Annotated in this window: 17 protein-coding genes; 16 read left to right on the forward strand and 1 reads right to left on the reverse strand. The window is 31.7% G+C overall.

The window, feature by feature from the left end; all coding sequences use genetic code 11:
- The first annotated feature begins 690 nt into the window (after positions 1–690).
- The 5 genes from QLS71_RS15410 to QLS71_RS15430 all read left to right on the forward strand — a co-directional run bounded on the left by QLS71_RS15410 (position 691) and on the right by QLS71_RS15430 (position 4,046).
- A complete protein-coding gene (locus tag QLS71_RS15410; protein ID WP_308994020.1) occupies positions 691–1,533 on the forward strand; it encodes an ankyrin repeat domain-containing protein in 843 nt (280 codons plus the stop codon).
- A 226-nt stretch (positions 1,534–1,759) separates the two neighbouring features.
- Positions 1,760–2,257: a hypothetical protein gene (locus QLS71_RS15415; RefSeq protein ID WP_308994019.1), complete on the forward strand. Its 498-nt coding sequence runs from the start codon at positions 1,760–1,762 to the stop codon at positions 2,255–2,257.
- Positions 2,258–2,415: 158 nt separating this feature from the next.
- Positions 2,416–2,856, forward strand: a complete 441-nt coding sequence (locus QLS71_RS15420) for a hypothetical protein (RefSeq protein WP_308994018.1) — start codon at positions 2,416–2,418, stop codon at positions 2,854–2,856.
- 401 nt (positions 2,857–3,257) lie between these two features.
- On the forward strand, positions 3,258–3,653 hold the full coding sequence (locus tag QLS71_RS15425) for a hypothetical protein (protein WP_308992903.1): 396 nt from the start codon (positions 3,258–3,260) through the stop codon (positions 3,651–3,653).
- A gap of 168 nt (positions 3,654–3,821) precedes the next feature.
- Positions 3,822–4,046: a hypothetical protein gene (locus tag QLS71_RS15430; RefSeq protein WP_308992902.1), complete on the forward strand. Its 225-nt coding sequence runs from the start codon at positions 3,822–3,824 to the stop codon at positions 4,044–4,046.
- 378 nt (positions 4,047–4,424) lie between these two features.
- Here the strand turns inward: QLS71_RS15430 and QLS71_RS15435 are convergent, their stop codons facing one another.
- On the reverse strand, positions 4,425–4,844 hold the full coding sequence (locus QLS71_RS15435; protein ID WP_308992901.1) for a helix-turn-helix transcriptional regulator: 420 nt from the start codon (positions 4,842–4,844) through the stop codon (positions 4,425–4,427).
- A gap of 126 nt (positions 4,845–4,970) precedes the next feature.
- Here QLS71_RS15435 and QLS71_RS15440 point away from each other — a divergent pair, with 126 nt between their 5' ends.
- The 11 genes from QLS71_RS15440 to QLS71_RS15490 all read left to right on the forward strand — a co-directional run bounded on the left by QLS71_RS15440 (position 4,971) and on the right by QLS71_RS15490 (position 16,085).
- The gene (locus QLS71_RS15440; protein WP_308992900.1) at positions 4,971–5,342 is read left to right on the forward strand and encodes a hypothetical protein; all 372 of its coding nucleotides are present in this window, start codon (positions 4,971–4,973) and stop codon (positions 5,340–5,342) included.
- Between the two features lie 338 nt (positions 5,343–5,680).
- Positions 5,681–6,799, forward strand: a complete 1,119-nt coding sequence (locus QLS71_RS15445) for a TlpA disulfide reductase family protein (protein WP_308992899.1) — start codon at positions 5,681–5,683, stop codon at positions 6,797–6,799.
- Between the two features lie 737 nt (positions 6,800–7,536).
- On the forward strand, positions 7,537–8,067 hold the full coding sequence (locus QLS71_RS15450; RefSeq protein ID WP_348636569.1) for a hypothetical protein: 531 nt from the start codon (positions 7,537–7,539) through the stop codon (positions 8,065–8,067).
- A 144-nt stretch (positions 8,068–8,211) separates the two neighbouring features.
- Entirely contained in the window at positions 8,212–8,790 is a 579-nt protein-coding gene (locus QLS71_RS15455; protein WP_348636570.1) for a DUF2262 domain-containing protein, read from the forward strand.
- A 534-nt stretch (positions 8,791–9,324) separates the two neighbouring features.
- Positions 9,325–9,990: a hypothetical protein gene (locus tag QLS71_RS15460; protein WP_308992896.1), complete on the forward strand. Its 666-nt coding sequence runs from the start codon at positions 9,325–9,327 to the stop codon at positions 9,988–9,990.
- Positions 9,991–10,152: 162 nt separating this feature from the next.
- Positions 10,153–10,770 (forward strand): hypothetical protein, encoded by a 618-nt coding sequence (locus QLS71_RS15465; RefSeq protein WP_308992895.1) that lies wholly within the window; start codon positions 10,153–10,155, stop codon positions 10,768–10,770.
- 130 nt (positions 10,771–10,900) lie between these two features.
- Positions 10,901–11,374, forward strand: coding sequence for an SRPBCC family protein (locus QLS71_RS15470; protein WP_308992894.1), 474 nt, complete (start codon positions 10,901–10,903; stop codon positions 11,372–11,374).
- Positions 11,375–11,495: 121 nt separating this feature from the next.
- Positions 11,496–12,710 carry a serine hydrolase gene (locus tag QLS71_RS15475; protein ID WP_308992893.1) on the forward strand — a complete coding sequence of 405 codons (1,215 nt, stop codon included), beginning with the start codon at positions 11,496–11,498 and terminating at the stop codon, positions 12,708–12,710.
- A 187-nt stretch (positions 12,711–12,897) separates the two neighbouring features.
- Positions 12,898–13,617 carry a hypothetical protein gene (locus QLS71_RS15480; RefSeq protein WP_308992892.1) on the forward strand — a complete coding sequence of 240 codons (720 nt, stop codon included), beginning with the start codon at positions 12,898–12,900 and terminating at the stop codon, positions 13,615–13,617.
- Between the two features lie 403 nt (positions 13,618–14,020).
- Positions 14,021–15,070 (forward strand): OmpA family protein, encoded by a 1,050-nt coding sequence (locus QLS71_RS15485; RefSeq protein WP_308992891.1) that lies wholly within the window; start codon positions 14,021–14,023, stop codon positions 15,068–15,070.
- 193 nt (positions 15,071–15,263) lie between these two features.
- Positions 15,264–16,085, forward strand: coding sequence for an SMP-30/gluconolactonase/LRE family protein (locus QLS71_RS15490; protein ID WP_308992890.1), 822 nt, complete (start codon positions 15,264–15,266; stop codon positions 16,083–16,085).
- Positions 16,086–16,087 lie beyond the last annotated feature (2 nt).

Raw genomic sequence — 16,087 nt, forward strand, 5'->3', positions numbered from 1 at the left:
ATCTTGGACTATTGTTTCTGATTTAGAAACATTAAAACATGAACAGTTACATTTCGACCTTTGGGAACTTGTTACTAGACAAATTAGAAAAGCATTTTCGGATTTAAACAACAAATCCGAGAAAAATGTTTCTGTCTATTATGAAAAATATACCGAATTGATGCATTATGGTATAGAATTGCAAAATCAGTACGACAACGAAAGCTATTTTAGTGAAAAAGGACAAAATTATTGGAATAATAAAATTTTGAACGGACTTAAAGAGTTGAATAATTATAAACTTTAAAAATAAAAGTACTGTACACAACACAGTAAAAATAATGCGTAGTTTAGTGCTTAACCAAAGTTAGTTGCTCGTTTGCTAGCTTCCAATTTTCCTTCAGAAAACCCTCGCACACAACCACGCAACTTTCCAAGATACACCAAACCCCAAGCAATTTCCTAAAAAATGATTGAACAAGTATAGTAACGAAGAAGGTTTACTATACTATATTTTGCATCAAGCAAATTATTTTTCTTTCAGTAGTTTTTCTAAATACTCCATTTTATCTTGTTTAGATTTAATAACCAAGCGCTTTAAGTCATTGGATACCTAATTAAAAAGTAATATATTGCATACATAAACGATATAATTGCAATTAGATTAATTTATTGTGGTTATACATGTGTTAGCCCACATTTAAAAAAACTATGAGCTTAAATACAGATTTAGTAAGAGCAACGAAAGAAGGAGATTTAAAAAAAGTCTCTGAATTGATTGAATCTGGTGCGGACTTAAATACAACTGTAGGAGATAGTGATAAACGAAATTTACTTCATCACGCTTCTCAAAAAGGACATCCAAAACTGATTGAATTTCTAATTGAAAAAGGTATTGACATTAATAGTTTAGATAATAGAAAAAGAACACCATTATATTTAGCTTGTTATGATTACAAAGTTGATTCAGCTAAAACCCTTGTTTCAAAAGGCGCTACAATAAATATAAGTGGCGAATATAATCCACTCGATATGGCAAGTTCAAATTCATTCTACGGAACTGAAATCGTTGAATTATTACTTGAAAATAATGCTGATGTAAATCTTATTTGCAGAGGAACGAGTGTAACACCTTTAATGGGTGCTTTACACCAAAAGAAAACTGATGCACTTAAATTGCTATTAAATGCAGGAGCGAATACAAATCACATTGACGCTAATGGAGAATCGCCATTAGGAAGAATTTCAGTTTTTGAATTTCCTGAACAAATAAATTTATTGTTAGATTTTAAAGCCAAAATAAACTTTCAAGATAGAAAAGGCAATTCGGCTTTACATTTAGCAACAGAAAGAGAAAACAAAAAAGTAATCGAAGTTCTAATTAAAAGAGGAATTAAAGTCAATCTAAAAAATAAGAATGGAGAAACCGCAAAGGATATTGCCAAAAAAAATAGTCCTGAAATATTCTCACTCATTTGTGAATTAACAAATGAGAATCCAAAAGAAAATAATCAAAGTGGAATATTATCTAAAATTGGAAAATTGTGGAGATAAAAACGTGGGCTAACATTGTATATGAAAAATAGCGCAAGTCGTTGCTAACACAAAGGTTTGGGCATTTTTGGAAAGTCGCCAAATTTTAAATTTGACAAATTCACAAAAACAAAATAATTAATAAAATTTAAAAATTCGGCTTGTGAATTATCCGAAATTTATCGCTTATTTTCAGCGCTACTTTTCATATACGAGACGTTGGCAGTACATTTGACCAAAAAACGAAATGAGTAGAATTTTAGAAACTTTTGGATTAAAAAAACACCTGAATTTGACTGTCAAAATGGAAAAGTCTGAATTCATAAATTTTATAGAATCGAAAGTTAAGCCTAATAGGCTCTTCTTTTTTGACATATTTGACGTTAAACAAAAAGAGTATTATGGAACTGTAAATAAAGATGATTTTTGGTTAAGAATTGGAACAAAATCAATTACTGGAGGTTCTTTCGCAAGTGCAGAAGGAAAAATGAAAAGTCATTTAGATAAAACTGAATTGAATATAAAAATAATAGGTTGGAATTGGTTCATTATACTCTGGTTTTTGGTTATGTCACTTATTTTTGGACTTGCATTAAATGATATTATTAAAGATAACTCTTATGGAATTTTAATTGTCTTTGGACCAATATTTTTAATCTTTTATTTAATCGGAATTTATAAAATTAGAAGTGGAGTTAAAAAATTTGAACGACAACTAATGACCCAACTGAAAAAATTATTGTGAATAAAAACGTGCTACAACACCTAAAAATAATTGCGGTTTAATGCTTAATCAAAGGTCGTTGCGTGTTTGTAACGTCTGATTTTCCTTCGGAAAATCCTCGCACACAAAACTCGCAACTATTCTTATACGCAACGTTACCATACAACTCAAAACACATAATGAAAACTGAGAAAGAACCGATAGGTAAATTCATCAATGAATTGGAACTTCCCGAAAATGTTAAGAAAGGAATAAGAATCTTGACTTGGGTAATACCAATCATTATTTTTTCATTGGTCATTTATGCGGGATTTTTTGAAAGTGCTGATAAAAAAAGAGAAAGAGATATTAAGTCAACATTAGAATATAATTTTAAAGGTAAAGTAAAAGAAAAATATATTAGTTGGAATCATAATACACCGACTACAAAACTATACGATGGAAAAGAGATTGGTTCAGATTATGGATTATATAATTTAGTACAAATAAATGATTCTATATCAAAAGAAAAAGGAGTACTATACGTCAAGATATATAGAAAAGAAAGTGACACATCAAATTATTTATATTTTGACAAAGAATACTTTAATATATTGGACAGAAAAAATAAATCAGATTAAAAACGGTGTACAACACCGTAAAAAAACTGCTAGTTTTACCTAAACCAAAGTTAGTTGCTTTGTTTACTAGCTTCTAATTTTCCTTCGGAAAACCCTCGCACACAACCACGCAACTTTCCAAGATATACAAAACCCTAAGCAATTTCCTAAAAAATGGTTGAACAAGTATAGTAACGAAGAAGGTTTACTATTCTATATTTTGCATCAAGCAAATTATTTTTCTTTCAGTAGTTTTTCTAAATACTCCATTATTTTATCTTTAATAATCAAGCGCTTTAAGTCATTGGATACCTAATTAAAAAGTAATATATTGCATACATAAACGATATAATTGCAATTAGATTAATTTATTGTGGTTATACATGTGTTACCAAACAGTTGAAAAACGAACTCTAAACTGAATGAACAAACCTTACGCAATTATATTTTTCGGATTTTTAGCAGTTTTAATGGGAATTGGAAAGGACAAAACCGAACTCATCCCATCTGAACTGAAACTGATATTCGGACTTTTACTCATTGCGTACGGAATTTATCTAATTTACAAACCCTCAACTGAAAAAACGGAAATTGAAACCCTGACAAAAAAACCAGCGGAAAAAAGACGTTCATATATTTATTTAGCAATTGGAGTTTTATTACTAAAATCACCTGACTTTTTTGACCCAAATAATCCTTATGAACTGAATTTTATAAAAATCTTAATTTTTGTTCTTGGAATTGGATTTGTGATTTATGGACTGAATTTGTTCTTTAAAGAAAAAAAAGATAAGCGAGAAAGTGGTTCAATAGAATAAAAAACCGTTTGGTAACACCGTGTATAATTAATTGCTTTGGCAAGTGCTTACTTGGAAAATTCCTTCGGAATTTTCTCTGGCAAGTATTTGTTTACTAAATTAGTTGCTTAACCACGCAACTAACCATACACAACAACGTTAAGAGCAACAAAACTAAAAATTTAATAAATGGAAAAAATTTGGATAATATTAATAGTAATATCACTTTTTGCAATAATCACTTTTCTTTATTGGAAACTGACGAATGGCTATGCTGAAAAAGAATACGGTAAAAAGATGTTTAAACAATGGGGAACGAGAACTTTTTATTGGACTGGAGCATTATTCACTAGTGGTGGAATTACAGTATTTGTTATTTACCTATTAAAATGGGGAAATGTTTTGACTTTTTAAAAGTATAAAAACGAAATACCTTTGAATTTAAGATTGTTGCGGAATCGGAATTAAAAACCAAACTGAATTGGAAATTTAGCAAGTTTCGGAATTGCTAACTCTGACGGGATTGAAAAATTTTGCAGAATATAACGCTGACCAAATTTGAACCGACAAAAAATAACTGTTGCCAGCCGTGTAAAAAACATTGCTTATTTTAGTTCAACCGTTTGGTCGATGTTTTGTTTGCTTGCTTCCGATTTTCCTTCGGAAAACCCTCGCACACAACCACGCAACTTTCCAAGATACACCAAAAAACCCTAAGCAATTTCCTAAAAAATGATTGAACAAGTATAGTAACGAAGAAGGTTTACTATACTATATTTTGCATCAAGCAAATTATTTTTCTTTCAGTAGTTTTTCTAAATACTCTATTTTATCCTGTTCAGATTTTAATAGGCGCTCATAGAGTTTTTTGTTTTCTTCATGAGCTTCTAAAAGCTTATCTAATGGATTGAAAGTGCAATTATTAGGATGAAAAGTACCTTGGCTATTGCTAAAGCTATTATCATAAAAATTATTAAAGTAATTTATGGCTAACTCTTCTGAAAAATTTCCAATGGCTTCTTTTGTAACTCCAAGAATTTTAGCAATCTGTTCGAGTTTATCATCTTCAACCTTTTCAGATTGTTCAATTTTAGAAACCGCTTGTTGACTAATGCCCAGAGCTTCCGCAAGGGTTTCCTGTTTCATGCCCCGAAGCTCTCTAATACGGCTAATTTTTCTGCCGATATGATTTGGTTTTATTGCTGTTTCCATAATCCAAATATAAGATTTTTTTCAAAAACTGTATGCTTGTAAAAAACAAATTCCTACGGGTATCATACAAATAGTTTTGGTTGGCTACACAACCTTTTTGTACTTAGTTTATGTGAAAAAATAAGTATGAAAAATAAAGCCCAAAAACAAGCCAAAAACAAGCACGCTAAAAAACTTCAAGAGCTTAATAAAATAGCTCAAGAATATTTTAAATTGCTCTCTCCAACGCCTCCATATAACTATAGACAAGGCAACTACCTAGAATATGCTTATATCCGTAATTATGAAGAATTAGGCTATACATTAGAATCTATGTTAAATGTATGCATTATGGCATTAGATGGTTATGAACCCAACAACCCACAAAGGAATATAAAAGAAGCGCACACCCACTTAGCCGATGTATTGGAGTTTACCAAAAATTTAATTCCCCATGAAGAGTTTGAGTTTTTAGACAAATCCAGACACTTACTGCTAATACCCAATAAAGAACAATAGTTAAACTTATAGTATGGGCAATACTCTTAATTCCCCCATGCTTCGAAAGAATTTTAAACTTATTTTGGTTTATGGGAGTAATCACTTACTATTATTTAGTATATTTAAACTCTCCCTTTTAGTAATTAAGCATTTTATTTCAAAGCGCTTACGGTTTTCCGTATAAAATATTTTGTAAAGCATTTTACATTTGGTATTCAATCTGTTTTATTCATTATTTAAAATAAAGAAGCATAAATTAAAAAAATAATATATTACATACGTAAATGATATAACTGCAATTAGATTATTATTTACTGAAGTTATACAAGTGTTATAAACCATTTAAAAAAACCTAAATGAATAAAATATTATTGTTTTTAGTTATTATTTCCATTACCACTTTGTCGTGTAATGAAAAAAAGAAGTCAGAATCTGGATTTTCGGTTCAATTAAATCTAACTGGATTTAAGGATAGTACCGAATTCAAACTCTTAGATTTAGATAAAGGAGAATTTATTGACTCAACTAAAATTTATGATAACAAACTAAATTTCAAAGGAAATGTAAAAGAACCATTTAGCGCACGAATTCATACAATTGACAACAAATATTTAATACTATGGATTGAGAATGGGGAAATTGAAGTACAGGGAGATTTCAAAGATTTCGGTAATTCTGCAATAAAAGGAACGCCATTGAACACCGTCTATGTAAAATACCGTGAAAAGCAAAAAATCCTTTCCGAAAGAAGAGACAGTTTAACTCAACTTATGATAAAATCAATGTCCTCTAAATCAGAAAATGCAGAAAAAGAGTTCAAAAAATTAAATCTTCAAGTAAAAGAGATAGACAATAATATGTTTAAAATTAGGACAAAAAGTATTGCGTCAGAAGAGCCTTCATTATACACAATTAAGGAATTATACTTTCTAAGGAACGACTTAAAAAAAGATTCTCTTAAACTACTTTTCAATAGATTCCCTGAGAAATATCAAGCCAACAAATATGGTCAAGTGATAAATACCTATATTCAAAACGAAACATTGGAAATTGGGGATAAGTATTTGGACATTAGTGGTATAAATAATGAAGGAGAAAATGTTAGTCTATCTGAATTGAAAGGCAAATATGTATTATTAGATTTTTGGGCATCTTGGTGTGGACCTTGTAGACAGGAAAATCCCAATCTTGTTAGACTTTACAAAAAGTACAACAAAAAAGGGTTTGATATATTCAGTTTCTCAACTGACGACAATATAAAATCTTGGGAAAAGGCAGTTGAGAAAGATTCGATATCTTGGACGAGCGTGATTGACAAAAATGGTAGTTATAGTAAAATGTCTGCTTTATATAATGTCAGAGCTATTCCAGCATCTTTTCTAATTAATCCCGAAGGAATCATAATCGCTAAAAACCTAAGAGGAAAATCATTAGAAAATAAATTAATTGAAGAAATCGAAAAAAACGGTTTATAATCGAGTAGACGGGTGACGACTTAAAAGTCGTCACTGCGCCTCTCACACCACCGTACGTACGGGTCTCGTATACGGCGGTTCGTAAATCATCAAACCAAAGCTCTTTTCACCCTTGGCACTATCTTCTAATTTAAGCATAGGCTACCACTAGTGCTCCTATGCGAATTTTGAAGAGAATTACGTTCAGTCCTTCCCTACTTGTGAGTCCATCGGAGGTATTGCCTCTGCTCGTTTCCTGTAGGTACTATGACCTCTGCTGACTTCTCCAAATAACCAACTCGTAGTTTTGGAGACCTCCCCAGGTAATGGCATCTTCTTTCCCTCAATCACTGCCGTATCTACATACTTACCCTTTTTATAATCTTAGGGCGTTACAATGATGTGCTTGCTTACCCAAGTAAATATGCCTCTGTATACGATTTCTGTTCGTCAGTACCGAGTTTTGTAGTTTCGCTTCCTTCACTCCATGTCTCACGACACACGAGCTTGCGACTTACTAATGCTTCAAGACGTTACTCCTGCGCATAAGGGACTTGCACCCTATAGATTAATTTCTTACTTTAGTAAGAAAAAGATGCCCATGCTGGGCACACACACCGTATAAAATTAATGGCTAGTTTTAGCCTACTTGGAAAATTCCTGCGGAATTTTCTCTGGCAAGTATCTGTTTACTAAATCAGGTGCTTAAACACGCCACTAATCTTATACATAAACGTTACCACACATTTGAGAAACCAATGAAAAAAGGAGTTTTAATAACAATAATTGGCATTATAATTATCGGAATTGGATATTTTGGATTTCAAATGTTTGACTTTGCAAAAGGAGTAAAAGAAGATGTTAGACAAAATGCTAATCGGAATTTGATTATGGTTGCTAATGACTACGAAATTGACTTAACCGATTTAGATTCTGTACGTGAGAATTTAAATGGATTTTGGATTCCTAAAAACAATGTAAACGGAGAAGAAATTTTATGGTTGAATTTCCACAAAACTAAGAATTTCTCGGATTGGGAAACAATACCATATACCGAAGAAATTGAACAGACTGAAGAACTGCCAATGGAATCTTGTCCGACTTTAGCTGGATTGATAAAATTGAATGGTAAAGTCCAAATAGAATTTGTCAGTTTAGGTGGTTCGGACACAACCGAAATCGAATCTTTGAGTAAAACGAAATTCAAAATAACAGGAATGACATATTTAAGACATAAAGGTTATGATTTTTTAAAAACTTGGAATGTTCACGGATATGAGTCTGAATAATAAAAAACGTGTGGTAACACCGTGAAAAACATTGCTTATTTTAGTTAAGCCGTTTGGTCGTTGCTCTGTTTGCTAGCTTCCGATTTTCCTTCGGAAAATCCTCGCACACAAACACGCAACTTTCCAAGATATATATATATATAAATGTTACCACATATTTGTGAAAAACCTATGGGAATATTTTCAAGATTTAAGAAAAAAGGAGATGTTAATTTGTCAAAATCCGACTTTAAAACTCAAAGCGAAGATTTCGAAGTTCTTTCTGTAAAAGTTAGTGGAGATTTTTTCGAGAAGTTTCCACAAGCAAAAAAGAAAGATAATTATACGGGAAAATCAACACTAATAACAAACACAGCCATTTTATCGCTTTTCGGGAACAAAGTAAAAATAACTTACAACCCAAGTGAAATTGAATTAAATGAAGATAAATTTATCAACCAAATGAATCGGAATTTGAATTGGATTGCGAATAACGAAAGCGAAATTAAAATTGGAATTAGTAAAAAGTTACTCATACTAAAAAACGAAAGTTGGCTTCAAGAAAATGAAAGTGAATTATCAAAAAATGAGTTTATAAAGCGAATTAAACTAACTTCAATATCATTTTTCGGAAAAGGAAATTCGGAATTAATATTTGATGACGGAGACCTATTTTGGGAACACGAAATTGTTGCGGATTTAAATACGAAAAATAAATTGACTGATGTAAATATTCGTGGATAAAAACCTATGTCAACAATGGTAACCATTACACAAACCAATAAATTATAAAAAAAACAGACTTCTATAACAGCCTTTTAAGCGGTTTCTTTTTTTAATCACTTAATTAGCTATTTTAATGAGCCTTAAAAACAACTTTTCGAGACACCATGTTAAATGGAGTATTATTTTTATATATTAAAACGAGTTAAAAAAACCACTATTAAACCTACTCAAATACCGTAGTATTTATATCTTTTTTATTAGTGTATTTTTTTACAAAAATTAATTTTATCTTTACCTAGTAACAATACATGAAAATTCAGCTTATTCTAATTTATTTTAAGAATATGAGGAATAAAAGTTGTTATATAATGTAGTTGTAGGCAATATAACTTTATATTGAAATTTAAACAACCGAGCATATGAAAAAACAAAAATTCATTAATCTATCTAAAATTAGAATTCTAACTTTTGGGATTTTTATCCTAGTTATGGAAAAGAAGCGATAGTTTTTAGACAAACTGCCGTTTACCTGCAATATAAAAAAACAATACGATGAATGACCAAGCGTTCCAAATATTAGCTAATAGTAATAGAAATATTTATGCAAATTTATATGGATTTCCGAATGAATGTCCACATTGTCATAAACATATAATCCCCGAATTTAAGTCTGATTATATAAGTAAAGATCAATATGCTCTTTACGCAACTATGATATGTCCAAATACTGAATGTGACAGACCTTTCATCGCTCAATATTCAAGAGAAAACACTACAGATTATGATTACAAACAAATAGTCAAGTATTCGGTAATAAGCAAAAAATTTTCCACTGAAATAAACGAAGTTTCACCAAAATTCATTGAAATTTTTAATGAAGCATTTTTCGCTGAACAGAATAATTTATTCGAAGTATGTGGAGTTGCTTATAGAAAAGCTCTGGAATTTTTATTAAAAGATTATTTAATCGGACTCTTTCCTGACAAAGAAGATTCAATTAAGAAAAATACAATATCGAATTGTATAAGTTCATATGTCGAAGATACAAGATTAAAATCAACTTCAAAACGAGCTATTTGGTTAGGGAACGATCACACTCATTATGAGAAGAAATGGAATGATAAAAATTTGAATGATTTAAAAACTTTAATAAAATTAACGATAAACTGGATTGAATCAGAAATTCTAACCAAGAAATTTAATGATTCAATGCAATAAATACAGCAGGTAACAAAAGTACTGTGGTAAAAAACATTGCTTATTTTAGTTTAACCGTTGCTTTGTTTGCCAGCTTCTGATTTTCCTTCCGAAAATCCTCGCACACAAACCCGCAACTTTCCATATAAACCTTGTGTACAATATAAAAAACCCGAACTTAATATGAAAAATTGGAAAATTTCAGAGACTGAATTTAAAAATAAATATTTAATCCCAACTGAAAAATCTATTTGGCTAACTGATCAAAATAAAGATTCAAATATAACTGAACTGATTGAAACAAAAAGTTTAGGAACAATAACTAGTATCCGATATGAGGATTTGAAAGAAATTGTTTTTATTGATACTGACTCTTCAATTGATTTTATATTTAAAGATGACAAAACTCCTGAAGAAAAACATCAAATTGACAAAATTGTTTATTCAGAAATTAAATCTTATTTAAAAAGCCAACTAAAAGGAACTAAATTAAAAGATTATTCTGTAATTAAACAAATCCTTCCTCAACTTATAAGTTTAGGAATTTCTATTATTCTAATTGTTGTAACTTATATTTTTGCAATGGAATTAGAAAAAGGCGAAAGTGTTAGAATTTCTGGAAGAAGAGCTTGGTTAAAACAAATAATTGTTTCTATTGCAGAAACTTTAGGAACGACAGGAACACTAATTGTTGGAATATTAATAATAGCATCATTTATATATTTTATCATTAGAAAATATCAAAACCCAAAAAGAGGAGAAATATTAAAAATAACCAATTCTCCTCGACTGACAATATAAAAAATTGCTTAATTTGGTTTTTAATCGAAGGTAGTTACGCATTTGCTACGCCTGATTTTCCTTCGAAAACCCTCGCACTCAAATACGCAACGTTCCTTACAGGATAAACGTTACCATACATACTAAAAAAATGCCGAGAATAGAACTTAAAACTGAAATAAAAGCTAATAAAAATATTGTGTTTGACCTTTCCAGAAGTATAGATTTACACAAAATTTCAACTGAACATACCAATGAACAAGCAATCGCTGGAAAAACTAATGGATTAATAGGAATGAATGAAAGTGTAACCTGGAGAGCAAAACACTTTGGGATTTATCAAAATTTAACCTCAAAAATAACGGAATTTAACAAGCCAAATTACTTTGCGGACGAAATGGTAAAAGGAGCGTTTAAGGAATTTAAACACGAACATCATTTTGCAGAATTGAATGAAGGAACACTTATGACAGATTTTTTTATTTACAAATCTCCTTTTGGTATTTTAGGAAAAATAGCTGATAAACTATTCCTTAAAAAGTATATGACTCAATTACTAACAGAGCGAAATAGAATTGTAAAAGACTTTGCAGAATCTGACAAATGGAAAGAAATACTAGCTTAATAAAAAATACGTGTGGTAACACCGCTACCGCCAAGCGCCGCTTAGTGGCGAAATGCGTAAGTATAAAGATTTACTACCCTTAAAACAAAAACCACCATACCTCAAATTAAATAGTAAAAAAATGAATTTAAAAAAACTCAAAATTCCATTAGTTATTTTATTACTATTCATAATAGCAGCAGGAATAATCTACATTCCAAAAGTCAAAAATGCTTTAGCTATGAGGGAAGCCATGAAGATGAAAAATATTGAATACACATTCATCCATATGGATAAAAATCTACCGACTAAAATAGTTAAAAAAGCAAACCATCCTTTTATATTTCCTCATATAAAAAACAGGCCATTCCCTACAAATTTTGTTTATAACGGCACTACCTATAACACCTTAAAGTTTATCGATTCTTCCAATACACAAGGGTTTCTTTTTATTAAAAACGACACCATTCAGTACGAGAATTACTGGAGAGGGCAAAAAGAAGATATCCAACACATCTCATGGTCTATGTCAAAGTCCTATATATCGGCTCTTTTTGGTATTGCCATAGAAGAAGGCTATATAAAAAGCATCCATCAAACCGTAGATGAATACCTGCCTGAGTTAAAAGGTTCTGGTTATGATGGTGTAAAAATAAAGGATGTTTTACAAATGGCTTCAGGAATAAAATTTAATGAAACGTATAGCGATCCCAAATCAGATATAAACAGATATTGGGACGGTTTTATTTATGGAAAGTCACAAGATAAATTTGCCAGTACTTTATTAAATGAAAAACCACCAGGAACTTACAATCACTATGTAAGTATAAATACACATGTATTGGGTATGATTATAGTGAAAGCTACAAATACAAGTTTAACCAACTATTTGCATGAAAAAATTTGGAAACCTATTGGTGCAGAATTTGACGCTTATTGGTTAACCGATGGAGAAGGAATGGAAATGGCGCTGGGAGGCTTGAATGCGTGTTTACGGGATTATGCGAAGCTAGGCCGACTCTATCTTAACAAAGGAAATTGGAATGGTACACAAATAGTACCTGCTGCCTGGATCGAGCAGTCTACCAGTATCAAGGAAGAACATTTAAGTCCACAAAGCAAAAATTCGGCGCATACAGGAATGGGCTATGGGTATCAATGGTGGATCCCAGAAGGGGAGGAAGGAGAGGTGCTCGCCATAGGTGTGTTTAATCAACACATCTATATCAACCCAACAACAAATACCATTATTGTAAAAAATTCGGCAAATAAAAATTATTATGATGCTAATAACCCGTACGCCTCCACAAAAACGCACCTAGAACTTTATAGAAAATTAGCTCATGGAAAAGAATAAGACGCTAATAGGAAGCCTTGCAAATTTAAAAATGCTTAAAACAAAAAGGTACTCTAAACAATTCAACGATTATTTTCAACCCTACGAAAGAAAAACCCTAAAAAACAATTAGAAACTTCCTATGTTTCGAAAAACGTAAACAATAAATTATTATTTTTAGTTCACTTAACCTATAAATAATAATATTATGGCATCAACATCCGAAGTGGGGCACGCTAAAAACGTAGCCAACTTTCAAAACCTCATGGCATTTGTAAATGGCTATGGAGCCACTTACAATCCGTCCAAAAACGACTTATCACGACCCAAACTCGAGGCTCTTTATGCTCAAGCAAACGCACATGTAGCCGAAGTTATTAACAAAAACACCGCGTATTACAATGCCGTTAATCAACGTGTAGAAGCTTTTAGTGGACTACGCTCCTTATCAACCCGTTTAGTAAATGCGTTAGAATCTACCAATGCCAGCAAAGAAAAAATAGACGATGCCAAAGGCTTTAACCGCAAGATGCAAGGCAGAAGAGCCTCTAAAAAAGAAGTGTCTACAGATCCCAATCAACCCGCAGCACCTAAAACCATCAGTGCTAGCCAGCAATCCACCGTCCAAATGATACAACACTTCGAAGGGCTAATTTCGGTTTTACAATCCGAATCTAGTTACACCCCCAACGAATCCGAATTAAGTATGGAGGTCTTGCAATCCAAACTTCAAGAACTGAAAGTAAAAAATGAACAGGTTGCCAAGGCCTACACAGCGGTAAGTAATGCTCGTGTAGCAAGGGATAAAACCTTATCTAATATGATAAACATCGCAGCGGAAGTTAAGAAGTACGTCAAGTCTGTTTTTGGTGCCAACAGCCCCGAATTTGCACAGATAAAGGGCATTCCGTTCAAGAAAGAACAATAAACAGGCAAGCGCCATGTAAATACACCTTACCACTTTTAGAATACGGGCAGTCGTATTTTAAATACTGGTGTCTACAAATAGAATAATTTTTTCTGCACTTTAAATAATGGCGACCGCTACAAGAAATCTAGCGACCGCCATTTGTATTTTAACATCTGCCTTAACAATAGAGGCATCCGCAAAGTAAATACAAGCGTCCGCAATATAAATACAGGCATCCTCAAGTACGCGAGAGCCATCCGCACCATACCTCTTCTAAACTTAACCTAAGCATCACATATACTTAAATTTAAAACCGTAAATACAATTAAATTTGTAAACGTATTAAGCAGTAAAAAACTGCGGTTTCATAAAGAGGTTTAGGCCTAAACTTAAAAATAACAGACCAATAAATACCGGTAAGATGAAAAAAATAATATTAGTTTCAACCTTGGTAATGACTTTCATTTCATGTATAAATGAAAAGAAAATAGAAACAAATACTATGCAAACCATAGAAGTGGCCATAACCCCAACTCCAGAAACACAAACGAATAAAGATGCGATGTTTCTAGATGAAATAGACTGGTCTAAAATCCCAGAATCAACTGCCAACATTGGTGGTTTTCCCTATTTAACCGTACCAGAAGGGTTTGTGATATGGGAAGAGGGACATAATGAAATTTCAAAAAATGGGATGACTAAATTTTCAGATTTTAGTAAATTAATTCTATTCAATGGCACTTCTTTTTATAATGCTGAAGGTAAAAAAGCGGAACTTGATGTTGCCATGAAAGAAAGGGAGGCCGATTTTAATAAATTCAAATTGGATAAAAGTTTAGAGGCTTACCTAAAACAAATAGGAGCTGTTTTATTGTTTAATGGACAAATTCCTCATGAAAAATTAGATAAACTTAAAGAAACAGATGAGAAATTAGTATATAAATTTATACAAACTGCTGGAAGCCCTTATGATAATGCAGTAAAAAACTATGTATTAAACCATAAAAATGCAAAAGTATGCTTCCAGTTTGGTTCCAATTCGGCTTCTGCAAAACTAGGGATTATAGAATTAGAAGATTTTAAACAAACCATCAAAGCACCAACGGCTTCCGAAATGCAAAACGATATAGATACACGTGGGAAAGCCATACTTAACATCAATTTTGATACTGATAAGGCCGTTTTAAAGCCAGATGGTCAAAAAATAGTGGATGAAATTTACATACTTTTATCAAACAATTCAAAATTAAAATTATCTATTGAAGGCCATACTGATGCGACCGGGTCTCCCGAAAGAAACCAACAATTATCCAGTGATAGAGCCCATACGGTAAGGTACGCTTTAGCAGCGAAAGGCATAGATATAAAACGATTAAAAGCAATTGGATTTGGGGACTCTAAACCATTTGTATCTAATAACAACGATGAAAACAAAGCCAAGAATAGGCGAGTAGAACTCGTTAAAATTTAAACGATAATATAAAAGAGAGACTGGTAATTATAAGAGCTTAGTTTAGAATGCATCAATCAGTTTATAACATATACTTTTTATATGTATTTTTAAGGTTGTAATTTGAAATGATATTCTTATGAAAATCCAAAACACGTTCGTTATTTTTATGGCCGCAGTCTTTTTTTGTGATGTAATCTACGCTCAAAACAAGATGGAATTAATTAAAAAAAGGGCTCAAGTTGAAATGGCAGGCACTGGTTTCCTTTTTACGGAAGGGCCAGCTGTGGCAAATAATGGCAATGTATATTTCACCGACCAACCTAATGATAAAATTCATATTTGGGATGAAAAGAAAGGTATTGCTCTTTATTTGGAAGGAACAGGAAGATCTAACGGCATGTATTTTAATTCAAAAGGTCACCTAATGGCCTGTGCAGATGAAAAAAATCAATTAATTTACTTTGATGAAAACAAAAAAATAAATGTTGTTTTTCAAGATTTTGAAGATAAACATTTGAATGCCCCAAACGATTTATGGATTGCACAAAATGAAAATATTTATTTTACCGATCCGTATTATCATAGAACCTGGTGGGATAAAGAGCATAAAGAAATACAAGAGGTGCCTGGAGTATATTTATTAAATTCTGAAGGCAAAATAAAACGTGTGATTTCTGATTTTGTTAAACCCAATGGAATTATTGGAACTCCCGACGGAAAAACGCTGTATGTTGCTGATATTGGAGACGATAAAATATGGAAGTATGATATTGTGGAAGATGGAACTTTAACAAATAAAACGTTTTTCGCTCCACATGGTAGTGATGGAATGACTATCGACACCAAAGGGAACGTGTATCTTACTTCTGAAAAAGTATGGGTATACAATTCTGAAGGTAAATTAATTGAAGAAATAGATGTACCTGAAAAACCTTCAAATGTTTGTTTCGGAGGTAAAAAAAGAAATATACTTTTTATTACAGCTCGAAAATCTGTTTATACTTTAAAAATGAAAGTAAAAGGAGTCGATTAAGT

Source organism: Mariniflexile litorale (assembly GCF_031128465.2).
Taxonomy (GTDB): domain Bacteria; phylum Bacteroidota; class Bacteroidia; order Flavobacteriales; family Flavobacteriaceae; genus Mariniflexile; species Mariniflexile litorale.

Coding starts and splice junctions, on each gene's coding strand:
- QLS71_RS15490 (WP_308992890.1), top strand. CDS start 15,264: ATGGAATTAATTAAAAAAAGGGCTCAAGTTGAAATGGCAGGCACTGGT.
- QLS71_RS15450 (WP_348636569.1), top strand. CDS start 7,537: ATGAAAAAAGGAGTTTTAATAACAATAATTGGCATTATAATTATCGGA.
- QLS71_RS15470 (WP_308992894.1), top strand. CDS start 10,901: ATGCCGAGAATAGAACTTAAAACTGAAATAAAAGCTAATAAAAATATT.
- QLS71_RS15415 (WP_308994019.1), top strand. CDS start 1,760: ATGAGTAGAATTTTAGAAACTTTTGGATTAAAAAAACACCTGAATTTG.
- QLS71_RS15475 (WP_308992893.1), top strand. CDS start 11,496: ATGAATTTAAAAAAACTCAAAATTCCATTAGTTATTTTATTACTATTC.
- QLS71_RS15460 (WP_308992896.1), top strand. CDS start 9,325: ATGAATGACCAAGCGTTCCAAATATTAGCTAATAGTAATAGAAATATT.
- QLS71_RS15485 (WP_308992891.1), top strand. CDS start 14,021: ATGAAAAAAATAATATTAGTTTCAACCTTGGTAATGACTTTCATTTCA.
- QLS71_RS15410 (WP_308994020.1), top strand. CDS start 691: ATGAGCTTAAATACAGATTTAGTAAGAGCAACGAAAGAAGGAGATTTA.
- QLS71_RS15455 (WP_348636570.1), top strand. CDS start 8,212: ATGTTACCACATATTTGTGAAAAACCTATGGGAATATTTTCAAGATTT.
- QLS71_RS15480 (WP_308992892.1), top strand. CDS start 12,898: ATGGCATCAACATCCGAAGTGGGGCACGCTAAAAACGTAGCCAACTTT.
- QLS71_RS15440 (WP_308992900.1), top strand. CDS start 4,971: ATGAAAAATAAAGCCCAAAAACAAGCCAAAAACAAGCACGCTAAAAAA.
- QLS71_RS15420 (WP_308994018.1), top strand. CDS start 2,416: ATGAAAACTGAGAAAGAACCGATAGGTAAATTCATCAATGAATTGGAA.
- QLS71_RS15445 (WP_308992899.1), top strand. CDS start 5,681: ATGAATAAAATATTATTGTTTTTAGTTATTATTTCCATTACCACTTTG.
- QLS71_RS15425 (WP_308992903.1), top strand. CDS start 3,258: ATGAACAAACCTTACGCAATTATATTTTTCGGATTTTTAGCAGTTTTA.
- QLS71_RS15435 (WP_308992901.1), bottom strand. CDS start 4,844: ATGGAAACAGCAATAAAACCAAATCATATCGGCAGAAAAATTAGCCGT.
- QLS71_RS15430 (WP_308992902.1), top strand. CDS start 3,822: ATGGAAAAAATTTGGATAATATTAATAGTAATATCACTTTTTGCAATA.
- QLS71_RS15465 (WP_308992895.1), top strand. CDS start 10,153: ATGAAAAATTGGAAAATTTCAGAGACTGAATTTAAAAATAAATATTTA.